26 protein-coding genes are annotated in these 26,747 nt (G+C 52.8%); 16 read left to right on the top strand and 10 right to left on the bottom strand.

Annotated elements, in window-relative coordinates:
- The first annotated feature begins 54 nt into the window (after positions 1-54).
- Complete coding sequence (gene tldD, locus IMQ48_RS13165) at positions 55-1,500, top strand: metalloprotease TldD (protein ID WP_196209414.1); 1,446 nt, start codon at positions 55-57, stop codon at positions 1,498-1,500.
- A 96-nt stretch (positions 1,501-1,596) separates the two neighbouring features.
- Here the strand turns inward: tldD and aaeR are convergent, their stop codons facing one another.
- Positions 1,597-2,526 carry an HTH-type transcriptional activator AaeR gene (gene aaeR, locus IMQ48_RS13160; protein WP_196209391.1) on the bottom strand — a complete coding sequence of 310 codons (930 nt, stop codon included), beginning with the start codon at positions 2,524-2,526 and terminating at the stop codon, positions 1,597-1,599.
- A 184-nt stretch (positions 2,527-2,710) separates the two neighbouring features.
- Between aaeR and aaeX the strand changes: the two genes are divergently transcribed.
- The 4 genes from aaeX (at position 2,711) to IMQ48_RS13140 (ending at position 6,222) form a co-directional block, all read left to right on the top strand.
- Positions 2,711-2,914: a p-hydroxybenzoic acid efflux pump operon protein AaeX gene (aaeX, locus tag IMQ48_RS13155; protein WP_003025177.1), complete on the top strand. Its 204-nt coding sequence runs from the start codon at positions 2,711-2,713 to the stop codon at positions 2,912-2,914.
- A gap of 7 nt (positions 2,915-2,921) precedes the next feature.
- Complete coding sequence (gene aaeA, locus IMQ48_RS13150; protein WP_196209390.1) at positions 2,922-3,854, top strand: p-hydroxybenzoic acid efflux pump subunit AaeA; 933 nt, start codon at positions 2,922-2,924, stop codon at positions 3,852-3,854.
- A 5-nt stretch (positions 3,855-3,859) separates the two neighbouring features.
- Complete coding sequence (gene aaeB, locus IMQ48_RS13145) at positions 3,860-5,827, top strand: p-hydroxybenzoic acid efflux pump subunit AaeB (RefSeq protein ID WP_196209389.1); 1,968 nt, start codon at positions 3,860-3,862, stop codon at positions 5,825-5,827.
- A gap of 116 nt (positions 5,828-5,943) precedes the next feature.
- Positions 5,944-6,222 (top strand): hypothetical protein, encoded by a 279-nt coding sequence (locus tag IMQ48_RS13140; RefSeq protein WP_196209388.1) that lies wholly within the window; start codon positions 5,944-5,946, stop codon positions 6,220-6,222.
- A gap of 58 nt (positions 6,223-6,280) precedes the next feature.
- Here the strand turns inward: IMQ48_RS13140 and yhcN-B are convergent, their stop codons facing one another.
- Positions 6,281-6,547, bottom strand: coding sequence for a DUF1471 family stress response protein YhcN-B (gene yhcN-B / locus IMQ48_RS13135; RefSeq protein WP_096755476.1), 267 nt, complete (start codon positions 6,545-6,547; stop codon positions 6,281-6,283).
- A 376-nt stretch (positions 6,548-6,923) separates the two neighbouring features.
- Positions 6,924-7,394, bottom strand: a complete 471-nt coding sequence (argR, locus tag IMQ48_RS13130; RefSeq protein WP_096755477.1) for a transcriptional regulator ArgR — start codon at positions 7,392-7,394, stop codon at positions 6,924-6,926.
- A 436-nt stretch (positions 7,395-7,830) separates the two neighbouring features.
- Between argR and mdh the strand changes: the two genes are divergently transcribed.
- A complete protein-coding gene (gene mdh / locus IMQ48_RS13125; RefSeq protein ID WP_115257361.1) occupies positions 7,831-8,766 on the top strand; it encodes a malate dehydrogenase in 936 nt (311 codons plus the stop codon).
- Between the two features lie 189 nt (positions 8,767-8,955).
- Here the strand turns inward: mdh and degS are convergent, their stop codons facing one another.
- The 3 genes from degS to zapG form a co-directional block, all read right to left on the bottom strand.
- Entirely contained in the window at positions 8,956-10,023 is a 1,068-nt protein-coding gene (gene degS / locus IMQ48_RS13120) for an outer membrane-stress sensor serine endopeptidase DegS (protein WP_196209387.1), read from the bottom strand.
- 89 nt (positions 10,024-10,112) lie between these two features.
- The gene (gene degQ / locus IMQ48_RS13115; RefSeq protein ID WP_196209386.1) at positions 10,113-11,480 is read right to left on the bottom strand and encodes a serine endoprotease DegQ; all 1,368 of its coding nucleotides are present in this window, start codon (positions 11,478-11,480) and stop codon (positions 10,113-10,115) included.
- Between the two features lie 168 nt (positions 11,481-11,648).
- The gene (gene zapG / locus IMQ48_RS13110; protein WP_045448139.1) at positions 11,649-12,047 is read right to left on the bottom strand and encodes a Z-ring associated protein ZapG; all 399 of its coding nucleotides are present in this window, start codon (positions 12,045-12,047) and stop codon (positions 11,649-11,651) included.
- Between the two features lie 192 nt (positions 12,048-12,239).
- Here zapG and zapE point away from each other — a divergent pair, with 192 nt between their 5' ends.
- From zapE to sspB, 5 genes are all read left to right on the top strand, one after another.
- Entirely contained in the window at positions 12,240-13,367 is a 1,128-nt protein-coding gene (zapE, locus tag IMQ48_RS13105) for a cell division protein ZapE (RefSeq protein WP_196209385.1), read from the top strand.
- A gap of 218 nt (positions 13,368-13,585) precedes the next feature.
- Positions 13,586-14,014 carry a 50S ribosomal protein L13 gene (gene rplM, locus IMQ48_RS13100; RefSeq protein WP_052284015.1) on the top strand — a complete coding sequence of 143 codons (429 nt, stop codon included), beginning with the start codon at positions 13,586-13,588 and terminating at the stop codon, positions 14,012-14,014.
- Between the two features lie 15 nt (positions 14,015-14,029).
- On the top strand, positions 14,030-14,422 hold the full coding sequence (rpsI, locus tag IMQ48_RS13095; protein ID WP_062774136.1) for a 30S ribosomal protein S9: 393 nt from the start codon (positions 14,030-14,032) through the stop codon (positions 14,420-14,422).
- Positions 14,423-14,738: 316 nt separating this feature from the next.
- Positions 14,739-15,377 carry a stringent starvation protein SspA gene (sspA, locus tag IMQ48_RS13090; RefSeq protein ID WP_135324142.1) on the top strand — a complete coding sequence of 213 codons (639 nt, stop codon included), beginning with the start codon at positions 14,739-14,741 and terminating at the stop codon, positions 15,375-15,377.
- 5 nt (positions 15,378-15,382) lie between these two features.
- The gene (sspB, locus tag IMQ48_RS13085) at positions 15,383-15,886 is read left to right on the top strand and encodes a ClpXP protease specificity-enhancing factor (RefSeq protein ID WP_196209384.1); all 504 of its coding nucleotides are present in this window, start codon (positions 15,383-15,385) and stop codon (positions 15,884-15,886) included.
- 46 nt (positions 15,887-15,932) lie between these two features.
- Here sspB and dcuC read toward each other — a convergent pair whose 3' ends face one another.
- Complete coding sequence (gene dcuC, locus IMQ48_RS13080) at positions 15,933-17,300, bottom strand: anaerobic C4-dicarboxylate transporter DcuC (RefSeq protein WP_196209383.1); 1,368 nt, start codon at positions 17,298-17,300, stop codon at positions 15,933-15,935.
- Positions 17,301-17,659: 359 nt separating this feature from the next.
- On the opposite strand from dcuC, the gene nanR reads away from it, so the two are divergent.
- From nanR to nanQ, 5 genes are all read left to right on the top strand, one after another.
- Positions 17,660-18,451, top strand: a complete 792-nt coding sequence (nanR, locus tag IMQ48_RS13075) for a transcriptional regulator NanR (protein ID WP_196209382.1) — start codon at positions 17,660-17,662, stop codon at positions 18,449-18,451.
- 167 nt (positions 18,452-18,618) lie between these two features.
- Positions 18,619-19,512 carry an N-acetylneuraminate lyase gene (gene nanA, locus IMQ48_RS13070; RefSeq protein ID WP_196209381.1) on the top strand — a complete coding sequence of 298 codons (894 nt, stop codon included), beginning with the start codon at positions 18,619-18,621 and terminating at the stop codon, positions 19,510-19,512.
- 110 nt (positions 19,513-19,622) lie between these two features.
- Positions 19,623-21,113, top strand: a complete 1,491-nt coding sequence (nanT, locus tag IMQ48_RS13065; RefSeq protein WP_196209380.1) for a sialic acid transporter NanT — start codon at positions 19,623-19,625, stop codon at positions 21,111-21,113.
- Between the two features lie 88 nt (positions 21,114-21,201).
- Positions 21,202-22,077 (top strand): N-acetylmannosamine kinase, encoded by an 876-nt coding sequence (locus IMQ48_RS13060; protein ID WP_196209379.1) that lies wholly within the window; start codon positions 21,202-21,204, stop codon positions 22,075-22,077.
- Positions 22,074-22,541, top strand: coding sequence for an N-acetylneuraminate anomerase (gene nanQ / locus IMQ48_RS13055; protein WP_196209378.1), 468 nt, complete (start codon positions 22,074-22,076; stop codon positions 22,539-22,541). Before IMQ48_RS13060 ends, nanQ begins: the two co-directional genes overlap by 4 nt.
- 65 nt (positions 22,542-22,606) lie before the next feature.
- Here nanQ and IMQ48_RS13050 read toward each other — a convergent pair whose 3' ends face one another.
- The 3 genes from IMQ48_RS13050 to IMQ48_RS13040 form a co-directional block, all read right to left on the bottom strand.
- Complete coding sequence (locus IMQ48_RS13050) at positions 22,607-23,887, bottom strand: cytosine deaminase (protein WP_196209377.1); 1,281 nt, start codon at positions 23,885-23,887, stop codon at positions 22,607-22,609.
- Entirely contained in the window at positions 23,877-25,127 is a 1,251-nt protein-coding gene (gene codB / locus IMQ48_RS13045) for a cytosine permease (RefSeq protein WP_196209376.1), read from the bottom strand. The genes IMQ48_RS13050 and codB overlap by 11 nt, the downstream gene beginning before the upstream one ends.
- 197 nt (positions 25,128-25,324) lie before the next feature.
- Entirely contained in the window at positions 25,325-26,743 is a 1,419-nt protein-coding gene (locus IMQ48_RS13040; RefSeq protein WP_196209375.1) for a glutamate synthase small subunit, read from the bottom strand.
- Positions 26,744-26,747: the final 4 nt, after the last annotated feature.

The raw sequence follows: 26,747 nt of genomic DNA, 5'->3' as shown, positions 1-26,747 counted from the left end.
AAATATGATCTTCTTACCGCTGTATTACAGCGGCAACTAATGAGTAGCAAAACGATGAGTCTGAACCTGGTAAGTGAACAATTGCTAGCGGCGAATGGCCTGAAACATCAGGATCTGTTTGCCATTCTGGGCCAACTGGCCGAACGCCGTCTTGATTACGGCGATCTCTATTTTCAGTCGAGCTATCACGAATCCTGGGTTTTAGAAGACCGCATCATTAAAGATGGTTCTTACAACATTGATCAGGGCGTTGGTGTGCGTGCTATCAGCGGTGAAAAAACCGGGTTTGCCTACGCAGACCAGATAAGCCTGCTGGCGCTGGAGCAAAGCGCTCACGCTGCCCGTACTATTGTGCGCGACAACGGCGATGGCAAAGTGAAAACGCTGGGTGCAGTAGAGCATCAGGCGCTTTATACCTCACTTGATCCGTTGCAGAGCATGAGCCGTGAAGAGAAGCTGGATATTCTGCGCCGCGTTGATAAGGTCGCGCGTGCCGCCGACAAACGTGTGCAGGAAGTGACCGCTAGCTTGACCGGCGTTTATGAACTGATTTTGGTTGCGGCAACTGATGGTACGCTGGCGGCCGATGTTCGTCCTCTGGTGCGTTTGTCCGTCAGCGTGCAGGTAGAAGACGACGGTAAGCGTGAACGTGGCGCCAGTGGCGGCGGTGGTCGTTTTGGCTATGACTATTTCCTCGCCTCCCTTGACGGCGAAGTCCGTGCCGATGCATGGGCGAAAGAAGCCGTGCGCATGGCGCTGGTGAATCTCTCCGCGGTAGCTGCACCGGCAGGCGCGCTGCCGGTCGTGCTGGGTGCAGGCTGGCCGGGCGTGCTGCTGCACGAAGCGGTCGGTCATGGCCTGGAAGGTGACTTCAACCGTCGTGGGACGTCAGTCTTTAGCGGTCATATGGGTGAGTTGGTGGCATCTGAGCTGTGTACCATCGTGGATGACGGCACGATGGCGGATCGCCGTGGCTCAGTGGCTATTGATGATGAAGGTACGCCTGGCCAGTACAACGTGCTGATTGAAAACGGTATTCTGAAGGGCTACATGCAGGACAAGCTGAACGCGCGTCTGATGGGAGTAGCGCCGACCGGTAATGGACGCCGTGAGTCTTATGCGCATTTGCCGATGCCACGTATGACTAACACCTATATGTTGCCAGGAAAATCTACGCCGCAGGAAATCATCGAGTCTGTCGAATACGGTATTTATGCCCCGAACTTCGGCGGCGGTCAGGTGGACATCACGTCAGGAAAGTTTGTGTTCTCAACGTCTGAAGCTTATCTGATTGAGAACGGTAAAGTGACCAAGCCGGTGAAAGGCGCGACGCTGATCGGCTCCGGTATTGAAGCGATGCAGCAGGTTTCGATGGTGGGTAACGACCTGAAACTGGATAACGGTGTCGGCGTCTGCGGCAAAGAAGGGCAGAGTCTGCCGGTGGGCGTGGGTCAGCCGACGTTGAAGGTAGATAGCCTTACCGTAGGCGGTACCGCGTAATTGTTGTACATGCCGGATGGTAACGCTTCGCGTTTTATCCGGCTTACAAATCGGCACCAACTGTAGGCCCGGTAAGCGAAGCGCCACCGGGCATTTTTATTTCTCTTTACCCCTGCCGTACATCCCCTGAAACAACTGCGCCACGTCGACAAAATAATCTGTGAGAGAGTTAATCACCACCTGCACCTTGAGCGGTAGCTTGTCTTTTTCGGTATACAGCGCATAAACCGGACGCGGATCTGATTGGTAGCGGGGCAGCAGGATCTCCACTTCGCCACGGTTGATCTCATTGATCACCCACATTAACGGAACATAGGCAATGCCTGCACCTGCGGCCAACCAGCGCACCAACGTCATGGGATCGTTGGTCACGAAGCGTCCCTGTGGGATCAGGCGAGTCGAAATCCCCTCCGGGGCAATAAGCTCAAATTCATTATCCGGACGTACGCTGTATTCCAGCCACGAATGGTTGCTGAGATCGGCGGGTTTTTCCGGGACGCCAAATTGGGCGAGGTAGCTTTTAGCGGCACAGACCACCATTGGCATCGTCCCAAGACGGCGTGAAAAAAGGCTGGAGTCCTGGAGTGCGCCCACGCGGATAACCACGTCCAGGCCGTCGGCAATTAAGTCCGGGGCCGGGATGCCGGTGACCAGATTGACCGCCAGTCCGGGGTACTCTTTCAGCATTTTTGCGGTCAGTCCTGCGAGGACATTTTGTGCCATGGTTGAAGAACAGCCGATCCGCAGCGTACCGATCGGCGTGTTGTTAAACGCGTAAAGCTGCTCATGAACGTCCTGCACTTCATGCAGCATGCGACGGCAACCCTGATAATAAATTTTTCCGGCCTCGGTCAGCCCAATGCTGCGTGTACTGCGGTTTAGCAGCTTAACCTGCAGTTCATCTTCCAGTTTTGATACCGTCTGGCTTATCGATGAAACGCTCATTTGCAGCTGTCTGGCTGCGGCAGTGAAGGAGCCAAATTCGACGACTTTGGCGAACACCGACATACGTTTTAATCGTTCCATTGTTCACTCTGACTTAAAAGTGATTTAGATCACATAATATAGATAACAGCATAACAGTTACGTTAATATATTATTATTCAAATAACAGCTATGTCGCTCTCGCCTGGCTCATCCTTGCCCTTCTCTGCGGTGACATATGCTCAATAAACGATCGCCTGCACTCTCTTAAGCTACCAAGGTCAACATGAGTCTGTTTCCCGTTATCGTGGTGTTTGGTCTTTCCTTCCCACCGATTTTTTTCGAGTTACTTTTGTCACTGGCGATTTTCTGGCTGGTGCGCCGGGTGCTGGTTCCGACAGGCATCTATGATTTTGTCTGGCATCCGGCTCTGTTTAACACCGCGCTGTATTGCTGTCTGTTCTATCTAATAACGCGCCTGTTCGTTTGAGGTTGAAGTGAAAACACTAACAAGAAAACTCTCCCGTACGGCCATGACTCTCGTACTGGTCATTCTGGCTTTTATCGCTATTTTCCGCGCATGGGTCTATTACACCGAGTCTCCGTGGACGCGTGACGCGCGTTTTAGTGCCGAGGTTGTCGCTATCGCCCCGGACGTCGCGGGTCTGATTACTCACGTTAACGTGCATGATAACCAACTGGTGAAAAAGGATCAGGTCCTGTTTACCATCGACCAACCGCGTTATAAAAAAGCCCTCGAACAAGCCGAAGCTGACGTCGCCTATTATCAGGTCCTGGCGCAGGAAAAACGCCAGGAGGCGGGGCGTCGTAACCGTCTTGGCGTTCAGGCCATGTCCCGTGAGGAAATTGACCAGTCGAATAACGTGCTGCAAACCGTATTACATCAGCTGGCGAAGGCGCAGGCGACCCGCGATCTGGCAAAACTCGATCTCGAACGTACCGTGATTCGTGCGCCAGCCGACGGCTGGGTGACTAATCTTAATGTCTATTCTGGTGAATTTATTACCCGTGGTTCGACGGCGGTGGCGCTGGTCAAACAGCACTCCTTTTACGTTCTGGCTTATATGGAAGAGACCAAGCTGGAAGGTGTCCGCCCGGGGTATCGTGCTGAAATTACGCCGCTTGGCAGTAACAAGGTATTGAAAGGTACCGTTGATAGCGTGGCGGCGGGCGTGACGAATGCCAGCAGCACGCAGGATGCAAAAGGCATGGCGACCATTGACTCCAACCTTGAATGGGTGCGACTGGCTCAGCGTGTGCCGGTGCGCATTCGTCTTGATGACCAGCAGGGAACCCTGTGGCCGGCTGGTACCACGGCGACCGTGGTCATTACCGGTAGTCAAGATCGCGATGCCAGCCAGGAATCGTTCTTTCGTAAAATGGCGCACCGTCTGCGCGAGTTTGGTTAATCTCGATGGGTATTTTCTCCATTGCCAATCAGCACATCCGCTTTGCGTTAAAACTGGCATGCGCCATTGTGTTGGCGCTGTTTGTTGGCTTTCATTTTCAGCTTGAGACCCCTCGCTGGGCGGTGTTGACCGCGGCGATTGTGGCTGCGGGCCCCGCTTTCGCGGCGGGCGGAGAACCTTATTCGGGCGCGATCCGCTATCGCGGGATGTTGCGTATCATCGGGACGTTTATCGGCTGTATTGCGGCGCTGGTGATTATTATCAGCATGATCCGTGCGCCGCTGTTGATGATTCTGGTGTGCTGTGTCTGGGCTGGTTTTTGTACCTGGATCTCTTCGCTGGTGAAGATCGAGAACTCCTATGCTTGGGGGCTTTCGGGTTATACGGCGCTGATTATCGTCATTACTATCCAGGCGGAGCCCCTGCTGACGCCGCAATTTGCCCTCGAGCGCTGTAGCGAGATTGTGATCGGTATTGTCTGCGCGATAGTGGCGGATCTGCTCTTTTCGCCCCGCTCGGTGAAACAGGAAATTGACGTCGAACTGGACAGCCTTCTGGTGGCGCAGTACCGGCTTATGCAACTGTGTATTAAACATGGCGACAGAGAGGAAGTGGACAAAGCCTGGGGCGATTTAGTTCGTCGGACGGCGGCGCTGGAGGATATGCGCAGCAACCTGAATATGGAGTCCTCACGCTGGGGGCGTGCCAACCGCAGGCTCAAAGCGCTGAACACGCTGTCACTGACGCTGATTACTCAATCTTGCGAAACTTATCTTATCCAGAACACGCGACCAGAACTGATTACAGAAACCTTCCGCGAGCTGTTCGATATGCCGGTGGAAAGCGTGCAGGATGTGCATAAGCAGTTGAAGCGCATGCGCCGGGTAATGGTCTGGACCGGTGAGCGTGACACGCCGGTCACGATCTATACCTGGGCCGGTGCGGCAACGCGCTACCTGCTGCTGAAACGCGGCGTGGTCAGTAATACAAAAATTAGCGCCACGGAAGAAGAGATCTTGCAGGGCGAGCCACTGGTGAAGGTGGAATCTGCTGAGCGACATCATGCGATGGTTAACTTCTGGCGCACCACGCTGTCTTGCGTGCTGGGCACCTTGTTCTGGCTGTGGACCGGCTGGACGTCGGGTAGCGGCGCAATGGTGATGATTGCGGTCGTGACCTCACTGGCGATGCGTTTACCCAATCCGCGCATGGTGGCGATCGACTTTATCTACGGCACGCTGGCGGCGTTACCGTTGGGCGCGCTCTACTTTCTGGTGATTATCCCCAATACGCAGCAAAGTATGTTGTTACTGTGCCTGAGCCTGGCGGTGCTGGGGTTCTTTCTGGGCATCGAGGTTCAGAAGCGACGTTTGGGTTCAATGGGTGCCCTGGCCAGTACTATTAACATCATTGTGCTGGATAACCCGATGACTTTCCACTTTAGCCAGTTCCTTGACAGTGCGCTTGGGCAGATTGTTGGATGCGTGTTGGCGTTTCTGGTGATCTTACTGGTGCGAGATAACTCGCGCGACAGAACCGGTCGTGTGCTGCTCAATCAGTTTGTATCAGCGGCGGTCTCGGCCATGACCACCAACGTGGTTCGCCGTAAAGAAAATCATCTCCCGGCGCTGTATCAGCAGCTGTTTTTGCTGATGAACAAATTCCCCGGGGACCTGGCGAAGTTTCGCCTGGCGCTGACGATGATTATCGCGCACCAGCGTCTGCGCGATGCGCCGGTACCGGTAAACGAGGATTTATCCGCCTTTCACCGTCAACTGCGCCGCACCGCCGATCACATTATATCCGCAGGGAACGACGACAAACGCCGACGCTACTTTAGCCAGTTGCTGGAAGAGCTTGATATCTATCAGGAGAAGTTAGCCCTCTGGGAAGCACCTCCTCAGGTGACGGAGCCGGTAAAACGACTCACCGGCATGCTCCACAAATACCAGCATGCGCTGACCAGCAGTTAAACTGATAAACCGACGCCAGAAGCGTCGGTTTGTTTATGGCTATACTTACCTGACGTGCGGAAGTCTCTGCATAGAGGTAGTCTGTCGAGTGACTGGCGTCGGGATGGTAGCTATAGATGAAGATCTATACATTTGATTTTGACGAGATTGAAGAGCTGGGGGATTTTTACCGTGAGTTTACGCGGACATTCGGTCTGGCTCGGGAAAAGGTGAGCGATCTCGATTCGCTGTGGGAAGTGGTGATGGGAGATATTCTACCCCTGCCGCTGGAAATTGAGTTTATCCATTTGCCAGACAAACAACGACGACGCTACGGTGCGCTGATATTGCTGTTTGATGAAGCAGAAGAAGAGCTGGAAGGGCAATTACGCTTTAACGTTCGTCATTCGATGTAAGGCATAAAAAAGCCCCCGACAGGCGGGGGCAAGTCGTCTCGGACAAGACGACGAGGGTTTATTTGTACAGTTCAGCCGTTGCGTGCCAGTGAGCGCCTTCACGCAGTTCGGTCACGCGGTAGCTGCTGGCGCCAGCTTTTTCAGCTTTAGCGACGATTTCCTGACGCATATCCATCGGTGAGCTGCCAATCTGAGAAACGGAGATGGTACCCATGGATTGCAAATTCTGTGCTTCTTGTGTGTTCACCTGATTAACTGCCGCGCTGGCACCAAAAGAGAGAACGGAAAGAAGGCTTAATGTTGCAACAGTTGTTTTGATTTTCATGATATTTACCTCGTCGAATTCTTTTATTGGGGTCTTCGTTTCGTGACCCTCATCACAAAATCAAGTATACACTAATAACTCGATAAATTAATACCACGCTAATGATTTCTTCCGTTATTAGGTGTTAAGAATTGTTTTTTTAATAACTCAATGGAATTAAAAACGTATTTCTGAACTTTTATTTCTCAAAAAAATCAGTAAATTCAATAGAATAACTAATTTAGCAATTTGTGCGTTTATTATGCTTATAATTCACCGCGTGAATGGTTTCAGGCAGTGAAACGCACTATTTGTTAAATGCCAGGTAGTGGAAAAGAGGGATAGGGGATGAGAAAGGAAGGTTTTTCCCCGCCACACGATGCGGCGGGGAAAAGGATCACAGCTCTTGTTCGAACAGTTCCAGAATGGCTTCGTACAGATCTTTTACTGAAAAACCCATAGCCGGAGTGGTGAAGATGGTATCGTCGCCCGCGATGGTGCCGAGGATACCTTCTGCTTTACCCAGTGAATCCAGCAGACGTGCAATCAGTTGTGCGGCACCTGGGCTGGTATGAATGACCACCACGGCATCGTTGTAGTCGATGTCCAGCACCAGATTTTTCAGTGGACTGGAGGTTGTCGGTACGCCCAACTCCGCCGGAAGGCAGTACACCATCTCCATTTTTGCATTGCGGGTACGCACGGCGCCAAACTTGGTCAGCATGCGTGAAACCTTGGACTGGTTGATATTATCAAAGCCCTGATCCTGCAATGCGAGGACGATTTCTCCCTGAGAGCTGAATTTCTCTTCTTTGAGTAGCGCTTTAAACGCCTTTACTAATTCTTCTTGTTTAGCCGAGCTTCGCATAAGTCACCCGTAATATGGCGGTAGAAACAACATTATTGTGCATACAGATGAATTTTTATGCAAACGGTCTGCCTCATTCAAGGCTGAAATAATGTTATGAAAGAGCGGGATTTTATCAAATTTCGTTATCAAGAAACATGCCTGTGTCACGCCGCGCAAATAAGCTTAAAAGTAAATCAATTGTTATCAAATTGATGTTGTTTTGAGGGGGCAGTAAGGTATATTGTCTGCACCTGTTGGAAAGTTGCTCTACTGTGCGGGTCGTTTTGAATTACGTAACTTAGGTTTTATTTTACGTAAATTAAATGCATAAAAGCCAAATTTGCGTGACTACGCATTCTTGACGCGTGGTTGTTGTATTCATTGAGTTTGTGAATTATGGTCGCCGCCGCGGAGCAATAGACACTTTGCTTATCAATATAATAAGGAGTTTAGGATGAAAGTTGCAGTCCTCGGCGCTGCTGGTGGAATCGGTCAGGCGCTAGCATTACTGTTAAAAACCCAACTGCCTTCAGGTTCAGAACTCTCCCTGTACGACATCGCTCCAGTAACGCCTGGTGTGGCCGTTGATTTGAGCCATATCCCTACTGCTGTGAAAATCAAAGGCTTCAGCGGCGAAGATGCGACCCCGGCACTGGAAGGTGCTGATGTGGTGCTGATCTCTGCAGGTGTCGCGCGTAAACCAGGTATGGACCGTTCCGACCTGTTTAACGTCAACGCGGGTATCGTGAAGAATCTGGTCCAGCAGGTTGCTACCACCTGCCCGAAAGCCTGTATCGGTATCATCACTAACCCAGTGAACACGACCGTTGCAATCGCTGCAGAAGTGCTGAAAAAAGCAGGTGTTTACGACAAGAACAAACTGTTTGGCGTGACTACGCTGGACATCATCCGCTCCAACACCTTTGTTGCGGAACTGAAAGGCAAGCAGCCGACCGACGTTGAAGTTCCGGTTATCGGCGGACACTCTGGCGTAACCATTCTGCCACTGCTGTCACAGATCCCTGGTGTGAGCTTCACCGAGCAAGAAGCGGCTGAACTGACCAAACGTATCCAGAATGCGGGTACTGAAGTTGTCGAAGCAAAAGCCGGTGGCGGTTCTGCAACCCTGTCAATGGGTCAGGCAGCGGCACGTTTCGGCCTGTCGCTGGTTCGTGCACTGAACGGCGAAAAAGGTGTGGTGGAATGCGCGTACGTTGAAGGTGATGGCCAGTACGCTCGCTTCTTCTCTCAGCCGCTGCTGCTGGGCAAAAATGGTGTAGAAGAACGTCAGTCCATCGGTAAACTGAGCGCGTTTGAACAGAGCTCGCTGGAAGGCATGCTGGACACGCTGAAGAAAGATATTACCCTGGGCGAAGAATTCGTTAAGTAACGCGAAGAGGATCCGGATGCCGGATGGCGGTGTAAACACCTTATCCGGCCTACGGTCAGCATGTATTTGTAGGCCTGATAAGCGTAGCGCCATCAGGCATTACGTGCCAACTCCCTACGATATCGCCTAATAAAAACCGGAGCTAATTGTGCTCCGGTTTTTTATGGTAAGTGGGGGGTAGGCGTGATGTTAATTAGTGGCCGGGTATTCCTGAATGGTGACCTGCAGCGTTAACTGTTTATCATCACGCATCACGACGACGGAGATAACCGAGCCTGGGCGAATTTCCGCTACCTGATCCATGGTTTCCAGCGCAGAGACAGCCGGTTTGTTATTGACCGAGATAATCAGGTCGTTAACCTGAATACCCGCCTGTGCCGCCGGGCCATCCGGGGAGACTTCGTTAACCACAATCCCCTGAATCTGATCCATTCCGCCGCCCTGCGCGTGCAGTGGCGCAATTTCACGACCGCTAATCCCGATGTACCCGCGAATGACGCGACCATCACGAATCAGCTTATCCATAATCTTTGTAGCCAACTGGAAAGGAATAGCAAAACCAATCCCTTCCGGCGTTTCGCCATCGTTGCTCTTGTCAAACGACAGCGTGTTAATGCCCATCAACTCACCCAGCGAGTTAACCAGCGCGCCCCCGGAGTTACCGTGGTTGATAGAGGCATCCGTTTGCAGAAAGTTTTGCCGTCCCGTGGGGTTCAAGCCAATACGACCGGTGGCGCTGATGATCCCCTGAGTAATGGTTTGCCCAAGGTTGTACGGGTTACCGATAGCAAGAACGACGTCGCCAATGTGCGGAATCCGTTTGTTGTTGATAGGGATCGTGGGCAGCCCGCCAGAGGCGTTGATTTTTAGCACCGCCAGGTCAGTCAGGGTGTCGGAGCCGACCAGCAGTGCTTCAAACACGCGCCCATCCTGCAGGGCGACGATGATTTGGTCGGCATCATTAATCACGTGTTTGTTGGTGATGATATAGCCGCGCTGATCCATGATAACGCCCGAGCCGAGTGTGCGGATCTCCAACTGGTTATGCGTCGTGCTATTCATACTGCGGTTATATACGTTAACAACAGCGGGTGCTGCACGGCGAACCGCCGGATTATAGCTGGCAGGCGTTTCATCAGCACTGTCAAACTGGGGTGCTGTAAGCGGATTGATTTTGCGCAGAGAGGGCATCGCGGCCAGCAGAATGGCGCCGACGATTAAACCAATCGCGACCGAACGTAAAAGCTTCACAAACATGATAGCGGCGTCATTAAAAAGGGGAACGGCAGCAGCATATCACGAGTTTACCGGACATCACACGGCGGGCTGATGTCCGGAATACCCGCTTAACGCAGGAGCAGATAAATATTCTCGTTACCGCGCACCACCTGCAAAGCAATGATCGACGGTTTCGCTTCCAGCACTTTGCGCATTTCGGCAATAGAGCTCACGCGATCGCGGTTCACACCGATGATAACGTCATCTTTGTGCAGACCGGCTTGCGCGGCTGGGCTGCTTTTTTCGACGTTATCAATCTTGATGCCTTTAGTGCCGTCTTTTAACTGACCGTCGCTAAGCGTTGCCCCTTGTAACGCAGGGGCAATCATTTCCGCACTGGCGGACGACGATGTGCTGGTATCCAGCGTGACTTCCACTTCCAGCGGCTTACCGTTACGCAGCAGGCCCAGTTTGACCTTGGTACCCGGCTCGGTGGTCGCAATGCGCGAACGTAGTTCAGCGAAACTGTTCAACGGCTTGCCGTTGAGGCTGGTAATGACGTCACCGGATTTCACGCCCGCTTTCGCGGAGCCAGAGTTCGGCAGAACTTCGCTGACAAACGCGCCGCGCTGCACATCCAGCTTGAACGCTTTGGCAATGTCGGCGGTCATTTCCGTCCCTTTAATGCCCAGCAGGCCGCGTTTGATTTCGCCAAATTGCATCAACTGCTGTGCCAGTGTACGCGCCATGTTGCTGGGAATGGCAAAGCCGATGCCGATGCTGCCGCCGCCCGGTGCCAGAATGGCGGTGTTAATACCGATCAGCTCACCGTTCAGGTTAAGTAGTGCGCCGCCGGAGTTGCCCCGGTTAATGGACGCGTCGGTCTGAATAAAGTTTTCCAGGCCTTCCAGGTTCAGGCCGCTGCGACCCAATGCCGATACGATGCCGGAGGTCGCCGTTTGCCCCAGCCCAAACGGGTTGCCGACGGCCACGGCGAAATCACCCACGCGGAGTTTGTCGGAGTCGGCGATGGCAATTTGTGTCAGGTTGCTGGGGTGCTGGATTTGCAGCAGGGCGATATCGCTCTGATCGTCGCTACCAATCAGCTTGGCGTCAAACTCGCGACCGTCGTTGAGCTGGATACTGATCTTCTGTGCCTGATTAATCACGTGGTTATTGGTCAGAACGTAGCCTTTGGCGGCGTCGATGATGACCCCTGAACCCAGGCCTTCGAACGGTTGTGATGGCTGATCGGGTAGGTCATCGCCAAAAAACTTTTTGAATTCTTCCGGGACTTTCTGCCCCTGAGTGGCGGTACCTTCGACTCTCACGCTCACGACTGCAGGTAACACCTTCTCCAGCATTGGTGCGAGGCTGGGGAGTGCCGCCTGACCGGGAACCTGGCCGGGTATCGACGCAATGGCTTGAAACGGCGCCGAGAGAGTTAACCCGACACTTAACGCTAATGCACTCAACAGCTGGGTTTGTTTTTTCATTGATCCTGCTCTCGTACCTTGAGTAAACGGAAGATGATTCAAAACAGTTTGATGTTATTGAATTTTCGGTTTGGTCACAATGCGGCTAACGACTAAATAATAGCTGGGACGGGAAGAGAAGCGGAGGGCGCAATTGCTGCGCCCAATAAATTTCTTAACGCTGTGCAGTTAGTCGCGCTTTGCGCCACTACGCAGCAGACCGGAGGCCCCTTCGGAATAGTCACGTGGCATCTGAACTGGTGCCTGATCGTTGCCTGCTTCAGACTCTGCCAGACGATTACGGAATGGGTTGGATTCCGGTGACATACCTGGCAGCAGGTTGCTGGAGCTCTTCGCCATATGCTGGTAGATCTGGCGATAGTCGTCGGCCATGTTATCCAGTAGCTCCGCACTGCGGGCAAAGTGACTTACCAGCTCTTCACGATACTCTTCCAGCTCAGCTTTGTTCTTTTCCAGTTCGTACTGCAATGCCTGCTGTTGGCGTAATTTACGATTACCAAAACGCATGGCTACGGCACCAATAATGATACCGACGACTAACCCAATTAGCGCATATTCCCAGGTCATGAACATCTCCCGTTGTCTTGTGTTTCCGTAGGGTGTTGGCTTTAGGCTCCATGCCCGCGCCTGATTATGCCACTATAACCGCTAATCCCGTAGAAGTGGAATCCCGACTTTATATCGCGTAGTGTAGAACGGCCTTTTTTTCGTCAACCGTGAGCGACGGCACATCGATTTTCAAGGAATAACAATAACATCATGCAAAGCTTTTCCCCGACATCGCGTTACCAGCAGGCACTCAACGACGGCAGTCATCAACCCGACAACGTACAGCAAGAGGCAGTGAATCGACTGGATATTATTTTCCAGAAACTGACTGCCCCAGCCCGTCCTGCGTTGCAGGAGAGTGGGTTGATGGCCCGCTTGGGTAAATTACTGGGTAAACGGGAACCGACAGAAAACCCGCCGGTGCGTGGTTTATATATGTGGGGCGGCGTGGGGCGCGGGAAAACCTGGCTGATGGATCTTTTCTACCATAGCTTGCCGGGCACGCGTAAACAGCGTTTGCACTTCCACCGTTTTATGCTGCGTGTACATGAAGAGTTGACCGCCCTGCAAGGGCAAAGCGACCCGCTGGAAGTGATTGCCGACCGCTTTAAGGCAGAAACCGACGTGCTGTGCTTTGATGAGTTTTTTGTCTCAGATATCACCGATGCGATGCTGCTCGGTGGCTTAATGAAAGCGCTGTTTGCCCGCGGCATCACGCTGGTGGCGACATCCAATATTCCGCCTGATGACCTGTACCGCAACGGTTTGCAGCGCGCCCGTTTCCTTCCTGCGATTGAGGCGATTAAACAGTATTGCGACATCATGAATGTGGATGCCGGAGTTGATTACCGTCTGCGTACGTTAACTCAGGCGCATTTATGGTTATCGCCGCTAAATGATGAAAACCAGCGTCAGATGGATAAGCTGTGGCTGGCATTAGCGGGAAGCAAAAGCACGCATGCGCCGACGCTGGAGATAAATCATCGTCCAATGCAGACGTTGGCCGTTGAAAACCAAACGCTGGCCGTCTCGTTTACCACTCTGTGTGTCGATGCCCGCAGCCAGCACGACTATATTGCGCTGTCACGCTTGTTTCACACCGTGTTGCTGTCGGATGTCCCGGTAATGACAATGTTGATGGAGAGTGAAGCCCGGCGCTTTATCGCGCTGGTAGATGAGTTCTACGAACGCCATGTCAAGCTGGTGGTGAGCGCAGCTTCTCCTTTATATGAGATCTACCAGGGAGAGCGTCTGAAGTTTGAATTCCAGCGTTGTTTGTCGCGTTTGCAGGAGATGCAAAGCGAAGAGTATCTGAAGCGCGAACATTTAGCCGGTTAAACCCATCGCAAATCACATAAAGGGGTCGATCTTTGACCCTGACTTCTCTATAATCTTGCGACCCCACGTTACGAGAGAGTTTTTTTCCCAAAACTTTCTATGTGCCGGCATAGGCTATTCGAAGGGGTAGGTTTGCTGGACAATGTCGTGTGAACCTCAACTGACAAAACGTTTGGGTGTTCACCAACGTGTAACTAATTTATTTGGGTAAGCTTTTAATGAAAACTTTTACAGCTAAACCAGAAACCGTAAAACGCGACTGGTATGTTGTTGACGCGACCGGTAAAACTCTGGGCCGTCTGGCTTCCGAACTGGCTCTGCGCCTGCGCGGCAAGCATAAAGCGGAATACACTCCGCACGTAGATACCGGTGATTACATCATCGTTCTGAACGCTGACAAAGTTGCTGTAACCGGCAACAAGCGTACTGACAAAGTGTACTACCGTCACACTGGCTACGTCGGTGGTCTTAAAGAAGCGACCTTTGAAGAGATGATTGCTCGCCATCCTGAGCGTGTGATTGAAATCGCGGTTAAAGGCATGCTGCCAAAAGGCCCGCTGGGTCGTGCAATGTACCGTAAACTGAAAGTTTACGCAGGTAACGAGCACAACCACGCGGCACAGCAACCGCAAGTTCTTGACATCTAATCGGGATTATAGGCAATGGCTGAAAATCAATACTACGGCACTGGTCGCCGCAAAAGTTCTGCAGCTCGCGTTTTCATCAAACCGGGCAGTGGTAAAATCGTTATCAATCAGCGTTCTCTGGAACAGTACTTCGGTCGTGAAACTGCCCGCATGGTAGTTCGTCAGCCGCTGGAACTGGTCGACATGATTGGTAAACTGGACCTGTACATCACCGTTAAAGGTGGTGGTATTTCTGGTCAAGCTGGTGCTATCCGTCACGGTATCACTCGCGCACTGATGGAATATGACGAGTCACTGCGTGGCGAACTGCGTAAAGCAGGCTTCGTTACTCGTGATGCTCGTGAAGTTGAACGTAAGAAAGTCGGCCTGCGTAAAGCACGTCGTCGTCCTCAGTTCTCCAAGCGTTAATTGGTTTCTGCTTCGGCAGATTGCAATTTGCGAAAAAGCCCGCCTCGGCGGGTTTTTTTATGGGTTTTTACCCGCGAATAAGCACGGTAATCTGCTGATTGCCACCTCTTTTTTCCCATTTCCAGAATCGACTCACCACAAAGGTCACAAAATCTGGTAAACTATCATCCAATTTTCTGCCCAAATGTCCGGTATTGTTCATTTTTTGTTTGTATTTTGAACAGCAATGGCTTTTCCGAATCTGGGTGACTTCACTTCTGGCTAGCCACCTGGTGGCTGGTAGCAGTAAAAATTCTGAATATACCTGGAGGTTTTCATGGCTGTCGCTGCCAACAAACGTTCGGTAATGACGCTGTTTTCTGGTCCTACTGACATCTATAGCCATCAGGTCCGCATTGTACTGGCGGAGAAAGGTGTTAGTTTCGAGATTGAGCATGTGGAGAAAGACAATCCACCTCAGGATCTGATCGACCTCAACCCGAATCAGAGCGTACCGACACTGGTGGATCGTGAGCTGACCCTATGGGAATCTCGCATCATTATGGAATACCTGGATGAGCGTTTCCCACATCCGCCGCTGATGCCGGTTTACCCGGTTGCGCGTGGTGAAAGCCGCCTGTACATGCAGCGTATTGAAAAAGACTGGTATACGCTGATGAACGTCATCGTAAACGGTTCTGCTTCTGAAGCTGACGTCGCCCGCAAGCGACTGCGCGAAGAGCTGCTGGCGATTGCGCCAGTGTTTGGTCAGAAACCGTATTTCCTGAGCGATGAGTTCAGCCTGGTAGACTGCTACCTGGCACCGCTGCTGTGGCGTTTACCGCAGTTAGGTATTGAATTCAGTGGTGCAGGCTCGAAAGAGCTGAAAGGGTATATGACTCGCGTCTTTGAACGTGACTCTTTCCTGGCTTCTCTGACTGAGCCTGAACGTGAAATGCGTCTGGGCCGGGGTTAATCTGTATGGATTTGCCACAGCTATCACCGCGCCGTCCGTATCTGCTGCGCGCATTCTATGAGTGGTTGTTAGACAACCAGCTCACGCCGCACCTGGTGGTGGATGTGACGCTTCCGGATGTGCAGGTTCCTATGGAATATGCGCGTGACGGGCAAATTGTTCTGAATATTGCTCCACGTGCGGTGGGCAACCTGGAACTGGCTAACGACGAAGTACGTTTTAATGCGCGCTTTGGCGGTATACCGCGTCAGGTTTCTGTGCCGCTGGCTGCGGTTTTGGCTATCTATGCTCGTGAAAACGGCGCAGGTACCATGTTCGAGCCAGAAGCAGCCTACGACGAAGATGTCGCCAGCTTAAATGATGACGACAACGATGCGTCCGGCTTTGAAAGTGAAACGGTCATGTCAGTTATTGATGGCGATAAGCCCGATCACAGTGATGACAACGACCCGGATGACACGCCGCCACCTCCGCGTGGTGGGCGTCCGGCGCTACGCGTAGTGAAGTAAAATCAAACAGGCCCTTTCGGGCCTGTTTTGCTTTCTGTGCCAGGCATCAATAAAACAGCACGATCGTGGCTATCATATTCACCACAAATCCTACCGCCATCGGGATCGCCGTACGTTTAACCACTTCAAAAGGCGATACGCCAGCAATACCAGAGGTCACCACAATAACCGCAGTAATCGGTGAAACCGCGCGGGCCAGCGTGGTGGCGAAGTGCATTGGCATAATCATCACCACCGCCGGAATATGCAGTCCTGCGGCGATATCCGGGATCAGGCTGGCGAAAGACATAAATGGTGCATTGCCGGAACCCATTACAATGGCGCAGGCCGCGATGACTACAGCCATGATGATCATCACGCCGATACCGCCAAGCCCGGAATGCTCCGCACCCCTAATCACCGCGTCGACGGTGCCGATGGTGGTTAAGCCTTTGGCAAAGATCTCACCGGCGACGACCAGCGTAACGACATTGGCGAACTGGGTGCCCATACCGTCAAAAAATGCCTGCACATCATCCATGGTTTCGCGCAGATTGTGCTTCCGGAAGAACTCGACAAGCATGGTAACTGTCATGCTCATCAACATCACCACTACCAGATTCAGCTCTGCTTTCATTAACCCGCTATGCGCAAGGAACAGAGAGCCTAGCATCAGAATCAGTGGCATCACCGGTAAAATGGCGTAATAGAGCGGCGGAACATCTTCCAGCAATTTTTGTTCGGCAAAGCCAATGTTGTCTGGTGCCGACTTGCGGTCAAACCGACGCTGTACAAAAAAGTGTGCAACCGCGACAGCGATTATCACGCACGAGGCCACAGGTAGCTGGTAATGAAAGAAGTAGGTGGCAATCTTCATTCCCGCCACCTGTGCGGCAAAAATTGAGTTAGTTTCCAGAATGCCCCATTCAATCGACATTGACGTGGCAATGACCGCAACCGCCGACAAACGACTTACGCCAAGGCTGACCAGCGTAGGGAAGAGGGTGACCATCAGCAGCATCCCTAACCCGGAGGCGCTGGTAATGAACTGCGCCATGATCTGACCGATCACATAGGTGGCGGCAAGCACGATATACGGTGAGCGGATTAGCTTTAGCGGACGGCTCAGCAGGCTTACCATCGCCCGGCTGGCTCCCATCCTGTCCATATAGCGGGCATAGCCACCAACGGCCATGATCGACAATCCCAGCCCAGCTGCGCGGCTTGAGAGCATACGCAGAATTTCGTTATAAATATCGACCAGCAGATAGCCGCTGCTTTTCTCGGGCGCGACCAGTGCTCCGTAGCCCAACCAGACGCCGCAGATCATTAAGAAGATCCCGGCTGCCGCCAGTACCACCTGAGGTTTGTAGTTTTTGAGGATCAGGTAACCCATCGTTAATAAAACGATGACGGAAAGTATAATGCCGAACATTTTTTCACTCCATGCCAGGAAAGAAGATAAATCCGGTAATAACGTGGTTATAAAATCGGATGTTATATTTTTTTATACGTTTTTTATGGAGTGAATATCGTATTTTTTAAATCAAGTTAAAATTATTTTTTGTTTTAAAATAGTAGGTTATGATTATTTTTCACGATCATGTTCGCAGATTTCATCAATGCGACGTAATGCCAGAAAATTAAAATTCATCAGGTCATTTGTGAGCGAAAAGATATTTGTATTTCATATATTATCAATAAGTCGGCTCACCTGATTGACCTCCATTTCACCCTGCTTTCGATCCTGTGTTACGATGAACCTGCTGTTGTTTTTCACCACGACTTAGCTGAATGGACCCTATGAACGCATTTGATTCGCAAGCTGAAGACTCTCCATCCACCATTGGCCGTAGTTTACGTAACCGCCCTTTGGCACGTAAAAAACTGTCTGAAATGGTTGAAGAAGAACTGGAACAGATGATTCGCCGCCGGGAATTTGGCGAGGGTGAACAGCTGCCGTCCGAGCGGGAGCTGATGGCCTTCTTTAATGTCGGCCGTCCTTCCGTGCGAGAAGCCCTGGCGGCGTTAAAACGTAAAGGCCTGGTCCAAATCAACAATGGCGAACGTGCCCGCGTTTCGCGTCCGTCTGCGGACACCATCATTGGCGAGCTGTCGGGTATGGCGAAAGACTTTCTCTCGCATCCTGGTGGCATCGCTCACTTCGAACAGTTGCGGCTGTTCTTTGAATCAAGCCTGGTACGTTACGCCGCTGAGCATGCAACCGACGAGCAAATTGACAGGCTGTCCAGGGCGCTGGAGATCAACAGCCAGTCGCTGGATGACAACGCACTGTTCATCCGTTCGGACGTGGATTTTCACCGTGTGCTGGCGGAGATCCCCGGCAACCCCATCTTTATGGCGATCCACGTCGCGCTGCTGGACTGGTTGATTGCTGCACGTCCGACCGTCGCCGAACGTGAGTTATACGAACACAATAGCGTGAGTTATCAGCAGCATATTGCTATTGTCGACGCCATTCGTCAGCACGATCCTGATGAAGCAGACCGCGCACTACAACAACATCTCAACAGCGTTTCCGCTACCTGGCACGCCTTCGGTAAAAATAAAAAATTGCGTAAATAATCCCGATCCTGACGATCGTTTAAACACAGAGGCGACTTGCAGGATGAAGTGTTTAGTGAGGCAGATCGCAATATAAGCGTTCTGTATTGTATTGCTGCTTATTTGATCTGGTATAACAGGTATAAAGGTATGCAGTTAGGCAACACTAATCATCGACAGAGGTAGTTATGGCAAGAGATTTAAGAGGCGTAATGCCAGCGTTGTTAACCCCATTCGACAACCAACAGCGACTGGACATTGAGAGCCTACGTCGTCTGGTACGTTTCAACATTGGGCAGGGTGTTGATGGCCTGTACGTCGGTGGCTCAACGGGTGAAGCGTTTGTCCAGAACCGGGCTGAAAGAGAGCAGGTACTGGAGATCGTGGCGGAAGAAGCGAAGGGTAAAATCACGCTTATCGCGCATGTGGGCACGGTGAGCACCGAAGAGAGCCAGCAGTTGGCGAGCGCAGCTCACCGCTACGGCTTTGATGCCGTCTCCGCCGTCACACCGTTTTACTATCCGTTCAGCTTTGAAGAGCACTGCGATCACTACCGTGCAATTATTGATTCCTCTGATGGCTTGCCAATGGTGGTCTATAACATCCCGGCGCTGAGCGGCGTAAAACTGACGCTGGATCAGATCAACACGCTGGTGACGCTGCCTGGGGTTGGCGCACTGAAGCAGACTTCTGGGGATCTCTATCAGATGGAGCAGATCCGCCGCGCCCATCCGGATTTGGTGCTGTACAACGGTTATGACGAAATTTTCGCGTCTGGTCTGCTGGCTGGGGCAGACGGTGGTATCGGCAGCACCTACAACATCATGGGCTGGCGCTATCAGGGAATAGTGAAAGCACTCAAAGAAGGCGACATCCAGACGGCACAAAAACTGCAAACTGAGTGCAATAAGGTTATCGACCTGCTGATTAAAGTCGGCGTGTTCCGTGGACTGAAAACGGTTCTGCACTATATGGACGTGGTTTCCGTCCCACTGTGCCGTAAGCCATTTGCACCTGTTGACGAAAAGTATCTGCCAGAACTGAAAGCGCTGGCTAACCAACTGCTGGCAGAAAAGGCGTAACAGCGGATTGCCGGGGGGGCTTCGCTTGCCCGGCCTACACAGGCAGACCGTAGGCCGGATGAGGCACAGTCGCCCACCAGTACAACAATGAAAATCGTCGGGAGAGTCACATGAGTACTTCTACCCAGAGCATTCCGTGGTACCGCCATCTCAACCGGGCACAATGGCGCGCATTCTCCGCCGCCTGGCTGGGATATTTGCTGGATGGTTTTGATTTTGTCTTGATTGCCCTTGTACTGACGGAAGTACAAGGTGAGTTCGGGTTGACGACGGTGCAGGCCGCCAGCCTGATCTCGGCCGCCTTTATTTCTCGCTGGTTCGGCGGGTTGATGCTGGGGGCGATGGGCGATCGCTATGGGCGTCGCCTGGCAATGGTCACCAGCATCATTTTGTTCTCGCTAGGGACGCTGGCCTGCGGCTTTGCGCCGGGCTACACCACAATGTTTATCGCCCGCCTGGTTATCGGTATGGGGATGGCGGGTGAGTACGGTTCGAGTGCGACCTATGTGATTGAAAGTTGGCCTAAACAGTTGCGCAATAAAGCCAGTGGTTTCCTGATTTCGGGCTTCTCCGTGGGCGCGGTGATCGCCGCCCAGGTCTACAGTCTGGTGGTACCGGTGTGGGGGTGGCGAGCGCTGTTTTTCATCGGCATTGTGCCGATTATCTTCGCCCTCTGGCTGCGTAAAAATATTCCGGAAGCCGAAGACTGGAAAGAAAAACACGAAGGCAAAGCGCCGGTGCGCACTATGGTGGATATTCTCTATCGGGGTGAACATCGGGTCATTAATATTCTGATGACGCTCGCCGCCGCAACCGCGCTGTGGTTCTGTTTTGCTGGCAACCTGCAAAACGCGGCCATCGTGGCTGCCCTCGGGCTGGTCTGCGCGTTTATCTTCATTAGCTTTATGGTGCAAAGCAGCGGTAAACGCTGGCCAACGGGCGTGATGCTGATGGTGGTGGTGCTGTTCGCCTTCCTTTATTCGTGGCCAATTCAGGCGCTGCTGCCGACTTACCTGAAAACTGAACTGATGTATGACCCGTCGACGGTTGCCAGAGTACTGTTCTTTAGCGGCTTTGGGGCGGCGGTAGGCTGTTGTGTCGGTGGTTTTCTGGGTGATTGGCTGGGTACGCGCAAAGCCTATGTCTACAGCCTGCTGGCCTCACAGTTGCTGATTATTCCCGTGTTTGCGATTGGCGGTGCCAACGTCTGGGTACTGGGATTGCTGCTGTTTTTCCAGCAAATGCTCGGGCAGGGGATCTCTGGGATCTTACCCAAACTGATCGGCGGCTATTTCGATACCGACCAGCGTGCAGCGGGTCTGGGTTTTACCTACAACGTGGGTGCACTGGGCGGGGCACTGGCACCGATCATCGGGGCGTTGATTGCACAGCGTCTGGATCTGGGTACGGCGCTGGGATCGCTGTCGTTCAGCCTGACCTTTGTGGTGATCCTGTTGATTGGCCTTGATATGCCGTCCCGCGTGCAGCGCTGGCTGCGTCCGGAAGCACTGCGTACTCATGATGCCATCGATGGTAAACCGTTTAGCGGAGCCGTGCCGTTTGGCAGCGATAAAAGCGCACTGGTGAAATCAAAAAGTTAATCCGATTGCCCGGTCCTGCACCGGGCTATTTTGGTAAGGGAATTAGTATGTCGTTACTTGAGCAACTGACGCTGAAAAAGGTCGTGCTATGACCACGCTGGCGATTGATATTGGCGGCACCAAACTGGCCGCTGCACTGGTAGACCGCGATTTACAGATCCGCGAACGCCGTGAACTGCCGACACCTGCCAGTAAAACGCCGGATGCCCTGCGGGCCGCGTTACAAACGCTCATTGAGCCGCTGCAGGCGCATGCAGAGCGCGTCGCTATTGCCTCCACCGGTATTATCCGCGAGGGCACACTACTGGCGATTAATCCGCTCAATCTTGGCGGGCTGATGCACTTCCCGCTGGTACAAACCTTAAGAGAGTTGACCGGCTTGCCGACCATGGCGGTCAATGATGCACAGGCGGCGGCCTGGGCGGAATACCACGTAATGGCTGACGAGATAAGCGACATGGTGTTTATCACCGTATCGACCGGCGTAGGTGGCGGCGTGGTCAGCAACGGCAAGTTACTCACCGGGTCTGGTGGTCTGGCGGGGCATTTAGGGCATACGTTGGCTGACCCTAATGGACCAGTCTGCGGCTGTGGTCGAACCGGCTGCGTGGAGGCTATTGCATCTGGTCGCGGAATTGCCGCCGCAGCACAGGGCGACCTTGCCGGTTGCGATGCCAGAACGGTGTTTACGCGTGCGGTGCAAGGGCATGAGCAGGCCACGCGGTTGATTGCACATTCTGCACAGGTGCTGGCGCGACTGATTGCTGACGTCAAAGCATCTACCGACTGCCAGAGTGTGGTTATTGGGGGCAGCGTCGGGCTGGCGGAAGGGTATCTGGCGCAGGTCTGCACGTTACTGGCGCAGGAACCGTCGGTGTATCACGTCCCACTGCGCGCCGCACATTACCGACATGACGCCGGGTTGCTGGGCGCAGCATTGTTAGCACAAGGAGAGTTATCATGATATTAGGCGAGTTACAGTCGTTATCCTCTGCGGGATTACCCCCTGTTCTGCTTGATGCGCTGACCCTTGCGCTGGCGGCAGACGTGCAGAATAACGCGCCGGGACGCTATGTACTGAAAGGCGACGATCTGTTTATGAACGTGATGCAGTTCGCCACGCAACTGCCACAAGAAAAAAAGGCGGAGCTGCATGAATGTTATATTGATATCCAATTGCTGCTGGCAGGTGAAGAGCGTATTTTTTTCGGTTTGGCAGGTTCCGCACGTCAGTGCGAAGACGTGCATGTTGAAGAGGATTATCAGCTGTGCAGCGAGATTGTCGATGAACAGGTTGTTACCCTGAAACCGGGGATGTTCGCGGTGTTTATGCCTGGCGAGCCGCATAAACCGGGCTGTGTGGTGAGTGTGCCTGGGGAAATTAAGAAAGTGGTGGTGAAGGTACGTGCCAGCTTGCTACACGCCTGACAGGAAATACTCCAACATGGTCATTGCCGCAGCTGCGTGTCTGCGGCAATGATCCAAAAGACAACCTACCGCTTAAATGTCACAGTTTCTGGCTGCGACAGATGCAGCGTTGTTTGGCTCGGAACTGTCTCGGCAATGACCCGTCCGTGGCGAATGGAATAACGGGCAGGTGTCTGGCGACGCACTGCGTCAAACCCATTTTCTGCCGGTAAAATTACCAGGTTAGCGGAATTTCCAACACTCAGGCCGTAGTCTTGCAAGTGCAGGGTTTTTGCGCTGTGAGTGGTTATCAGGTTCAGACCATCATTAATCTGCCCGTATCCCATCAGTTGGCACACGTGTAATCCCATATGCAGCACCTGCAGCATATTCGCGGTTCCCAGCGGATACCACGGATCAAAGACATCATCATGGCCAAAGCAGACGTTGATGTCCGCCTCCAGCATCTCTTTGACGCGGGTGACACCGCGACGCTTGGGATAGGTGTCAAAACGTCCCTGCAGGTGAATGTTCACCAGGGGATTAGCGACAAAGTTAATGCCTGACATTTTTAGCAGACGGAAAAGGCGGGAGGCATACGCGCCATTATAGGAGTGCATCGCTGTGGTATGACTGCCAGTGACGCGCCCGCCCATTCCGTCGCGATGCGCTAGTGCTGCAACGGTTTCAACAAAGCGTGATTGCTCATCATCAATTTCGTCACAGTGCACGTCGATAAGCCTGTCGTACTTCTGGGCCAGGGCGAAAATTTTATGCAGCGACTCCACGCCATATTCACGCGTAAATTCAAAGTGGGGAATCGCACCAATGACGTCGGCCCCCAGACGCATCGCTTCTTCTAACAGCGCCTCACCGTTTGGGTAAGAAAGAATTCCTTCTTGTGGGAACGCCACAATTTGCAGATCCACCCATGGCGCGATTTCTTGCTTCACTTCCAGCATCGCTTTCAGTGCCGTTAACGTGGGATCGGAAACGTCAACGTGCGTACGGACATACTGGATGCCGTTGGCCATCTGCCATTTCAGGGTCTGCATGGCACGCGTCTTCACGTCTTCGTGGGTCAGCATCGCTTTACGTTCAGCCCAGCGCTCAATACCTTCAAACAGCGTACCCGACTGATTCCAGTTTGGCTCGCCTGCCGTTTGCGTGGTGTCCAGATGGATATGCGGCTCGACGAATGGCGGGATGGCGAGTCCACCTTCAGCGTCCAGGACCTCACCCAGCGGTAAAGGTGCGGCTTCCTGAGATTCAATACGGCTAAAACACCCGTTTTCAATCGTGAGTTGCCATAACCCTTCGCGTCCCTGTAAACGTGCCTGACGAATGGTGATGGTATTAGTCTGCATGGCTGACCTCCGTGGACTGAGCAAGACTGCGATTAAAAAGTGGATTCAGCAGGATATAGCTGAATACGCCGCCGAGTACGGCGTTGACGGGCACAATACCGGGAATATAGTGGCCGGCGGCGATGCCCAGTGCAACGGACAGAATAGCTATCCAGTTCACAGGTATAAATTGTGCGTTGTTGAAATCGGCGTACCGGCGGTGGTTTAACAGATAGTCGGCGATAATCACCCCGCCAATAGGTGGGATTGCGGCCGACAGAAATGTCAGCCAGCCGACAAAGTTATTGTACAGCCACAGCGCGCACAGCGTGCCAATAATACCGTTAACCACCGACAACGTACGGCTGGAAAAACCGGTAATATTGGCAAATCCCAGACCCGACGCATACAGCGCGTTGTCGTTGGTTGTCCAGATATTCAGGCCGAGAACCACAATTGCGGGCAGCAGCAGTCCCTGGGCAATCATCACGTCGGAGATGTCCGCCTGTCCTACAGCGGCAGCGCCAGCAGCACCGAAGATAAACATCAGAGAGTTGCCGAGGAAAAAAGCCACCATGGCAATCAGCACCGCAGCTTTGGCATTACGGCCAAAGCGAACGAAGTCTGCCGTCAAGGTACCTGCGCTGACAAACGATCCCACGACCAGTGCCAGAGCGGTTGAAAAATCCAGCGGCGTCTGTGGCACAATCGTTTTTAAATGATCTAAACCGCCCACGTCGGACACTGCCAGCCAGACGGAGTAGCTGCCAAGAATAACGATAGCGGGTACGGCGATAATCGATAAAACCGTTAGCGCCGAGATGCCAAAAAAGATGGTCATGGTCATCAACAGACCAGACACTGCAATCAGGATATTAACGTCGATTCCCGTCGCTTTACTGACCGGGATAGCGAACATCGCCACGCCAACACCAAACCAGCCTACCTGCGTGCCACCTAATAGCAACGAGGGAAGCCATGAACCTTTTACGCCAAATGAGTAACGCGCCAGGAGGTGGGTAGAGAGTCCTGTTTTTGCGCCGATGAAACCGAGAAATGCAGTGTAAATACCGAGGAGAAGATTACCGAAGAGAACTGCCAGGAAGAAATCATCATAGGAAAGACCGGTACCGAGTGTGCCACCGGTCCACATACTGGCGGAAAAAAACGTTAATCCCAACATCACAAACGTCAGTGGAACCACGCCTTTCCGCGCCGCCAGAGGGACGGGGCCCTGGCTATAATTGTTATCTTGCGACACAATGCCTCCATGAATTTTGCCCAAAAAATCCGCCGCATAATATACACTTTTCAGAAGAATGCAAACGTTTACGTACTGGGGTTTTCAGCTGGTTGGTTGCAAATTTATGCTGTGTAGCAACTATGTATTTTTAGGAAAGAAGACAGATATTTGGCATCTCATCCATATGTACGGATGAGATGCCAGAAAAGGTATGTTTACACTTCCAGGTAATTCAGGATCCCGTCAGCGGCTTTACGGCCTTCGGCAATTGCCGTCACTACCAGATCCGAACCGCGCACGATGTCGCCACCGGCGAAAATTTTCGGGTTGCTGGTCTGGAACGCGTTGTCGCTGCGTTCCGGGGCGATAATGCGGCCCTGCGAATCCAGCTCGACGCTGTGCTTTGCCAGCCATTCCATGCTGTGTGGACGGAAACCGAACGCCATCACCACGGCATCGGCGGGCACCACGTGTTCAGAACCGGGCACGATCTCCGCGCGGCGGCGGCCTTGTGCGTCCGGTGCACCCATTTCAGTATGCGCCATTTTCACACCGCACACTTTGCCGTTGGCGTTAATTTCCACGCCCAGCGGCTGCACGTTGAACTGGAACTCCACACCTTCTTCACGCGCGTTTTTTACTTCGCGTTTCGAGCCCGGCATGTTTTCTTCGTCGCGACGATAGGCGCAAATCACGTGTGAGGCGTTCTGACGAACAGAAGTACGTACGCAGTCCATCGCGGTATCACCACCACCCAGCACCACTACGCGTTTGCCTTCCATGCTGATGTACGGCTCGTCGCTGCTTTCGCCAAAGCCCATCAACTGTTTGGTATTGGCAATCAGGAACGGCAGCGCATCGAACACGCCATCGGCATCTTCATTTTCCAGTCCACCGCGCATCGACTGATAGGTCCCGACGCCGAGGAACACGGCGTCATAATCTTTCAGCAGTTCGTCGAGCTGTACATCGCGACCAATTTCGACGTTGAGTTTGAATTCAATGCCCATGCCGGTGAAGATTTCACGACGGCGGGTCATCACCTCTTTCTCCAGTTTGAAGGCCGGAATACCGAAGGTCAGCAGACCGCCAATCTCCGGATGACGGTCAAACACCACCGCCTTCACGCCGTTACGGGTGAGTACGTCGGCACAGGCCAGCCCTGCCGGACCGGCACCGATAATGGCGACGCGTTTATCGGTCTGGCGTACGCCGGTCATATCCGGACGCCAGCCCATCTCAAACGCTTTATCGTTGATATAGCGCTCAATATTGCCGATGGTTACCGCGCCGAACTCATCGTTCAGCGTGCAAGAACCCTCACACAGACGGTCCTGCGGACACACTCGACCACAGACTTCCGGCAGCGTGTTGGTCTGGTGCGACAGCTCGGCTGCTTCAAAAATACGCCCTTCGTTAGCCAGCTTCAGCCAGTTCGGGATGTAGTTGTGCACCGGGCATTTCCACTCACAGTACGGGTTGCCGCAGGACAGGCAGCGATCTGCCTGCGCCTTAGCCTGGCCTTCGGAAAACGGCTCGTAAATCTCGATAAACTCGATCTTGCGGATCTTCAGCGGTTTCTTCGGCGGATCAACGCGCTGCAGGTCGATAAATTGGTATACGTTCTGGCTCATTGCT

The sequence above is a fragment of the Citrobacter sp. Res13-Sevr-PEB04-36 genome, assembly GCF_015672735.1.
Classification (GTDB): domain Bacteria; phylum Pseudomonadota; class Gammaproteobacteria; order Enterobacterales; family Enterobacteriaceae; genus Citrobacter.
Note: the sequence above shows the minus strand (reverse complement) of the source record. Positions and strands in the feature narration are given on the sequence as shown.

Bases quoted from the DNA above. Each gene is read 5' to 3' on its own strand.
- tldD (WP_196209414.1), top strand. From the start codon at position 55: ATGAGTCTGAACCTGGTAAGTGAACAATTGCTAGCGGCGAATGGCCTG.
- nanT (WP_196209380.1), top strand. From the start codon at position 19,623: ATGAGTACTTCTACCCAGAGCATTCCGTGGTACCGCCATCTCAACCGG.
- nanR (WP_196209382.1), top strand. From the start codon at position 17,660: ATGGACCCTATGAACGCATTTGATTCGCAAGCTGAAGACTCTCCATCC.
- dcuC (WP_196209383.1), bottom strand. From the start codon at position 17,300: ATGTTCGGCATTATACTTTCCGTCATCGTTTTATTAACGATGGGTTAC.
- rplM (WP_052284015.1), top strand. From the start codon at position 13,586: ATGAAAACTTTTACAGCTAAACCAGAAACCGTAAAACGCGACTGGTAT.
- IMQ48_RS13050 (WP_196209377.1), bottom strand. From the start codon at position 23,887: ATGCAGACTAATACCATCACCATTCGTCAGGCACGTTTACAGGGACGC.
- sspB (WP_196209384.1), top strand. From the start codon at position 15,383: ATGGATTTGCCACAGCTATCACCGCGCCGTCCGTATCTGCTGCGCGCA.
- yhcN-B (WP_096755476.1), bottom strand. From the start codon at position 6,547: ATGAAAATCAAAACAACTGTTGCAACATTAAGCCTTCTTTCCGTTCTC.
- argR (WP_096755477.1), bottom strand. From the start codon at position 7,394: ATGCGAAGCTCGGCTAAACAAGAAGAATTAGTAAAGGCGTTTAAAGCG.
- degS (WP_196209387.1), bottom strand. From the start codon at position 10,023: ATGTTTGTGAAGCTTTTACGTTCGGTCGCGATTGGTTTAATCGTCGGC.
- zapG (WP_045448139.1), bottom strand. From the start codon at position 12,047: ATGACCTGGGAATATGCGCTAATTGGGTTAGTCGTCGGTATCATTATT.
- IMQ48_RS13040 (WP_196209375.1), bottom strand. From the start codon at position 26,743: ATGAGCCAGAACGTATACCAATTTATCGACCTGCAGCGCGTTGATCCG.
- aaeX (WP_003025177.1), top strand. From the start codon at position 2,711: ATGAGTCTGTTTCCCGTTATCGTGGTGTTTGGTCTTTCCTTCCCACCG.
- aaeR (WP_196209391.1), bottom strand. From the start codon at position 2,526: ATGGAACGATTAAAACGTATGTCGGTGTTCGCCAAAGTCGTCGAATTT.
- zapE (WP_196209385.1), top strand. From the start codon at position 12,240: ATGCAAAGCTTTTCCCCGACATCGCGTTACCAGCAGGCACTCAACGAC.
- IMQ48_RS13140 (WP_196209388.1), top strand. From the start codon at position 5,944: ATGAAGATCTATACATTTGATTTTGACGAGATTGAAGAGCTGGGGGAT.
- nanA (WP_196209381.1), top strand. From the start codon at position 18,619: ATGGCAAGAGATTTAAGAGGCGTAATGCCAGCGTTGTTAACCCCATTC.
- aaeB (WP_196209389.1), top strand. From the start codon at position 3,860: ATGGGTATTTTCTCCATTGCCAATCAGCACATCCGCTTTGCGTTAAAA.
- sspA (WP_135324142.1), top strand. From the start codon at position 14,739: ATGGCTGTCGCTGCCAACAAACGTTCGGTAATGACGCTGTTTTCTGGT.
- IMQ48_RS13060 (WP_196209379.1), top strand. From the start codon at position 21,202: ATGACCACGCTGGCGATTGATATTGGCGGCACCAAACTGGCCGCTGCA.
- nanQ (WP_196209378.1), top strand. From the start codon at position 22,074: ATGATATTAGGCGAGTTACAGTCGTTATCCTCTGCGGGATTACCCCCT.
- mdh (WP_115257361.1), top strand. From the start codon at position 7,831: ATGAAAGTTGCAGTCCTCGGCGCTGCTGGTGGAATCGGTCAGGCGCTA.
- degQ (WP_196209386.1), bottom strand. From the start codon at position 11,480: ATGAAAAAACAAACCCAGCTGTTGAGTGCATTAGCGTTAAGTGTCGGG.
- rpsI (WP_062774136.1), top strand. From the start codon at position 14,030: ATGGCTGAAAATCAATACTACGGCACTGGTCGCCGCAAAAGTTCTGCA.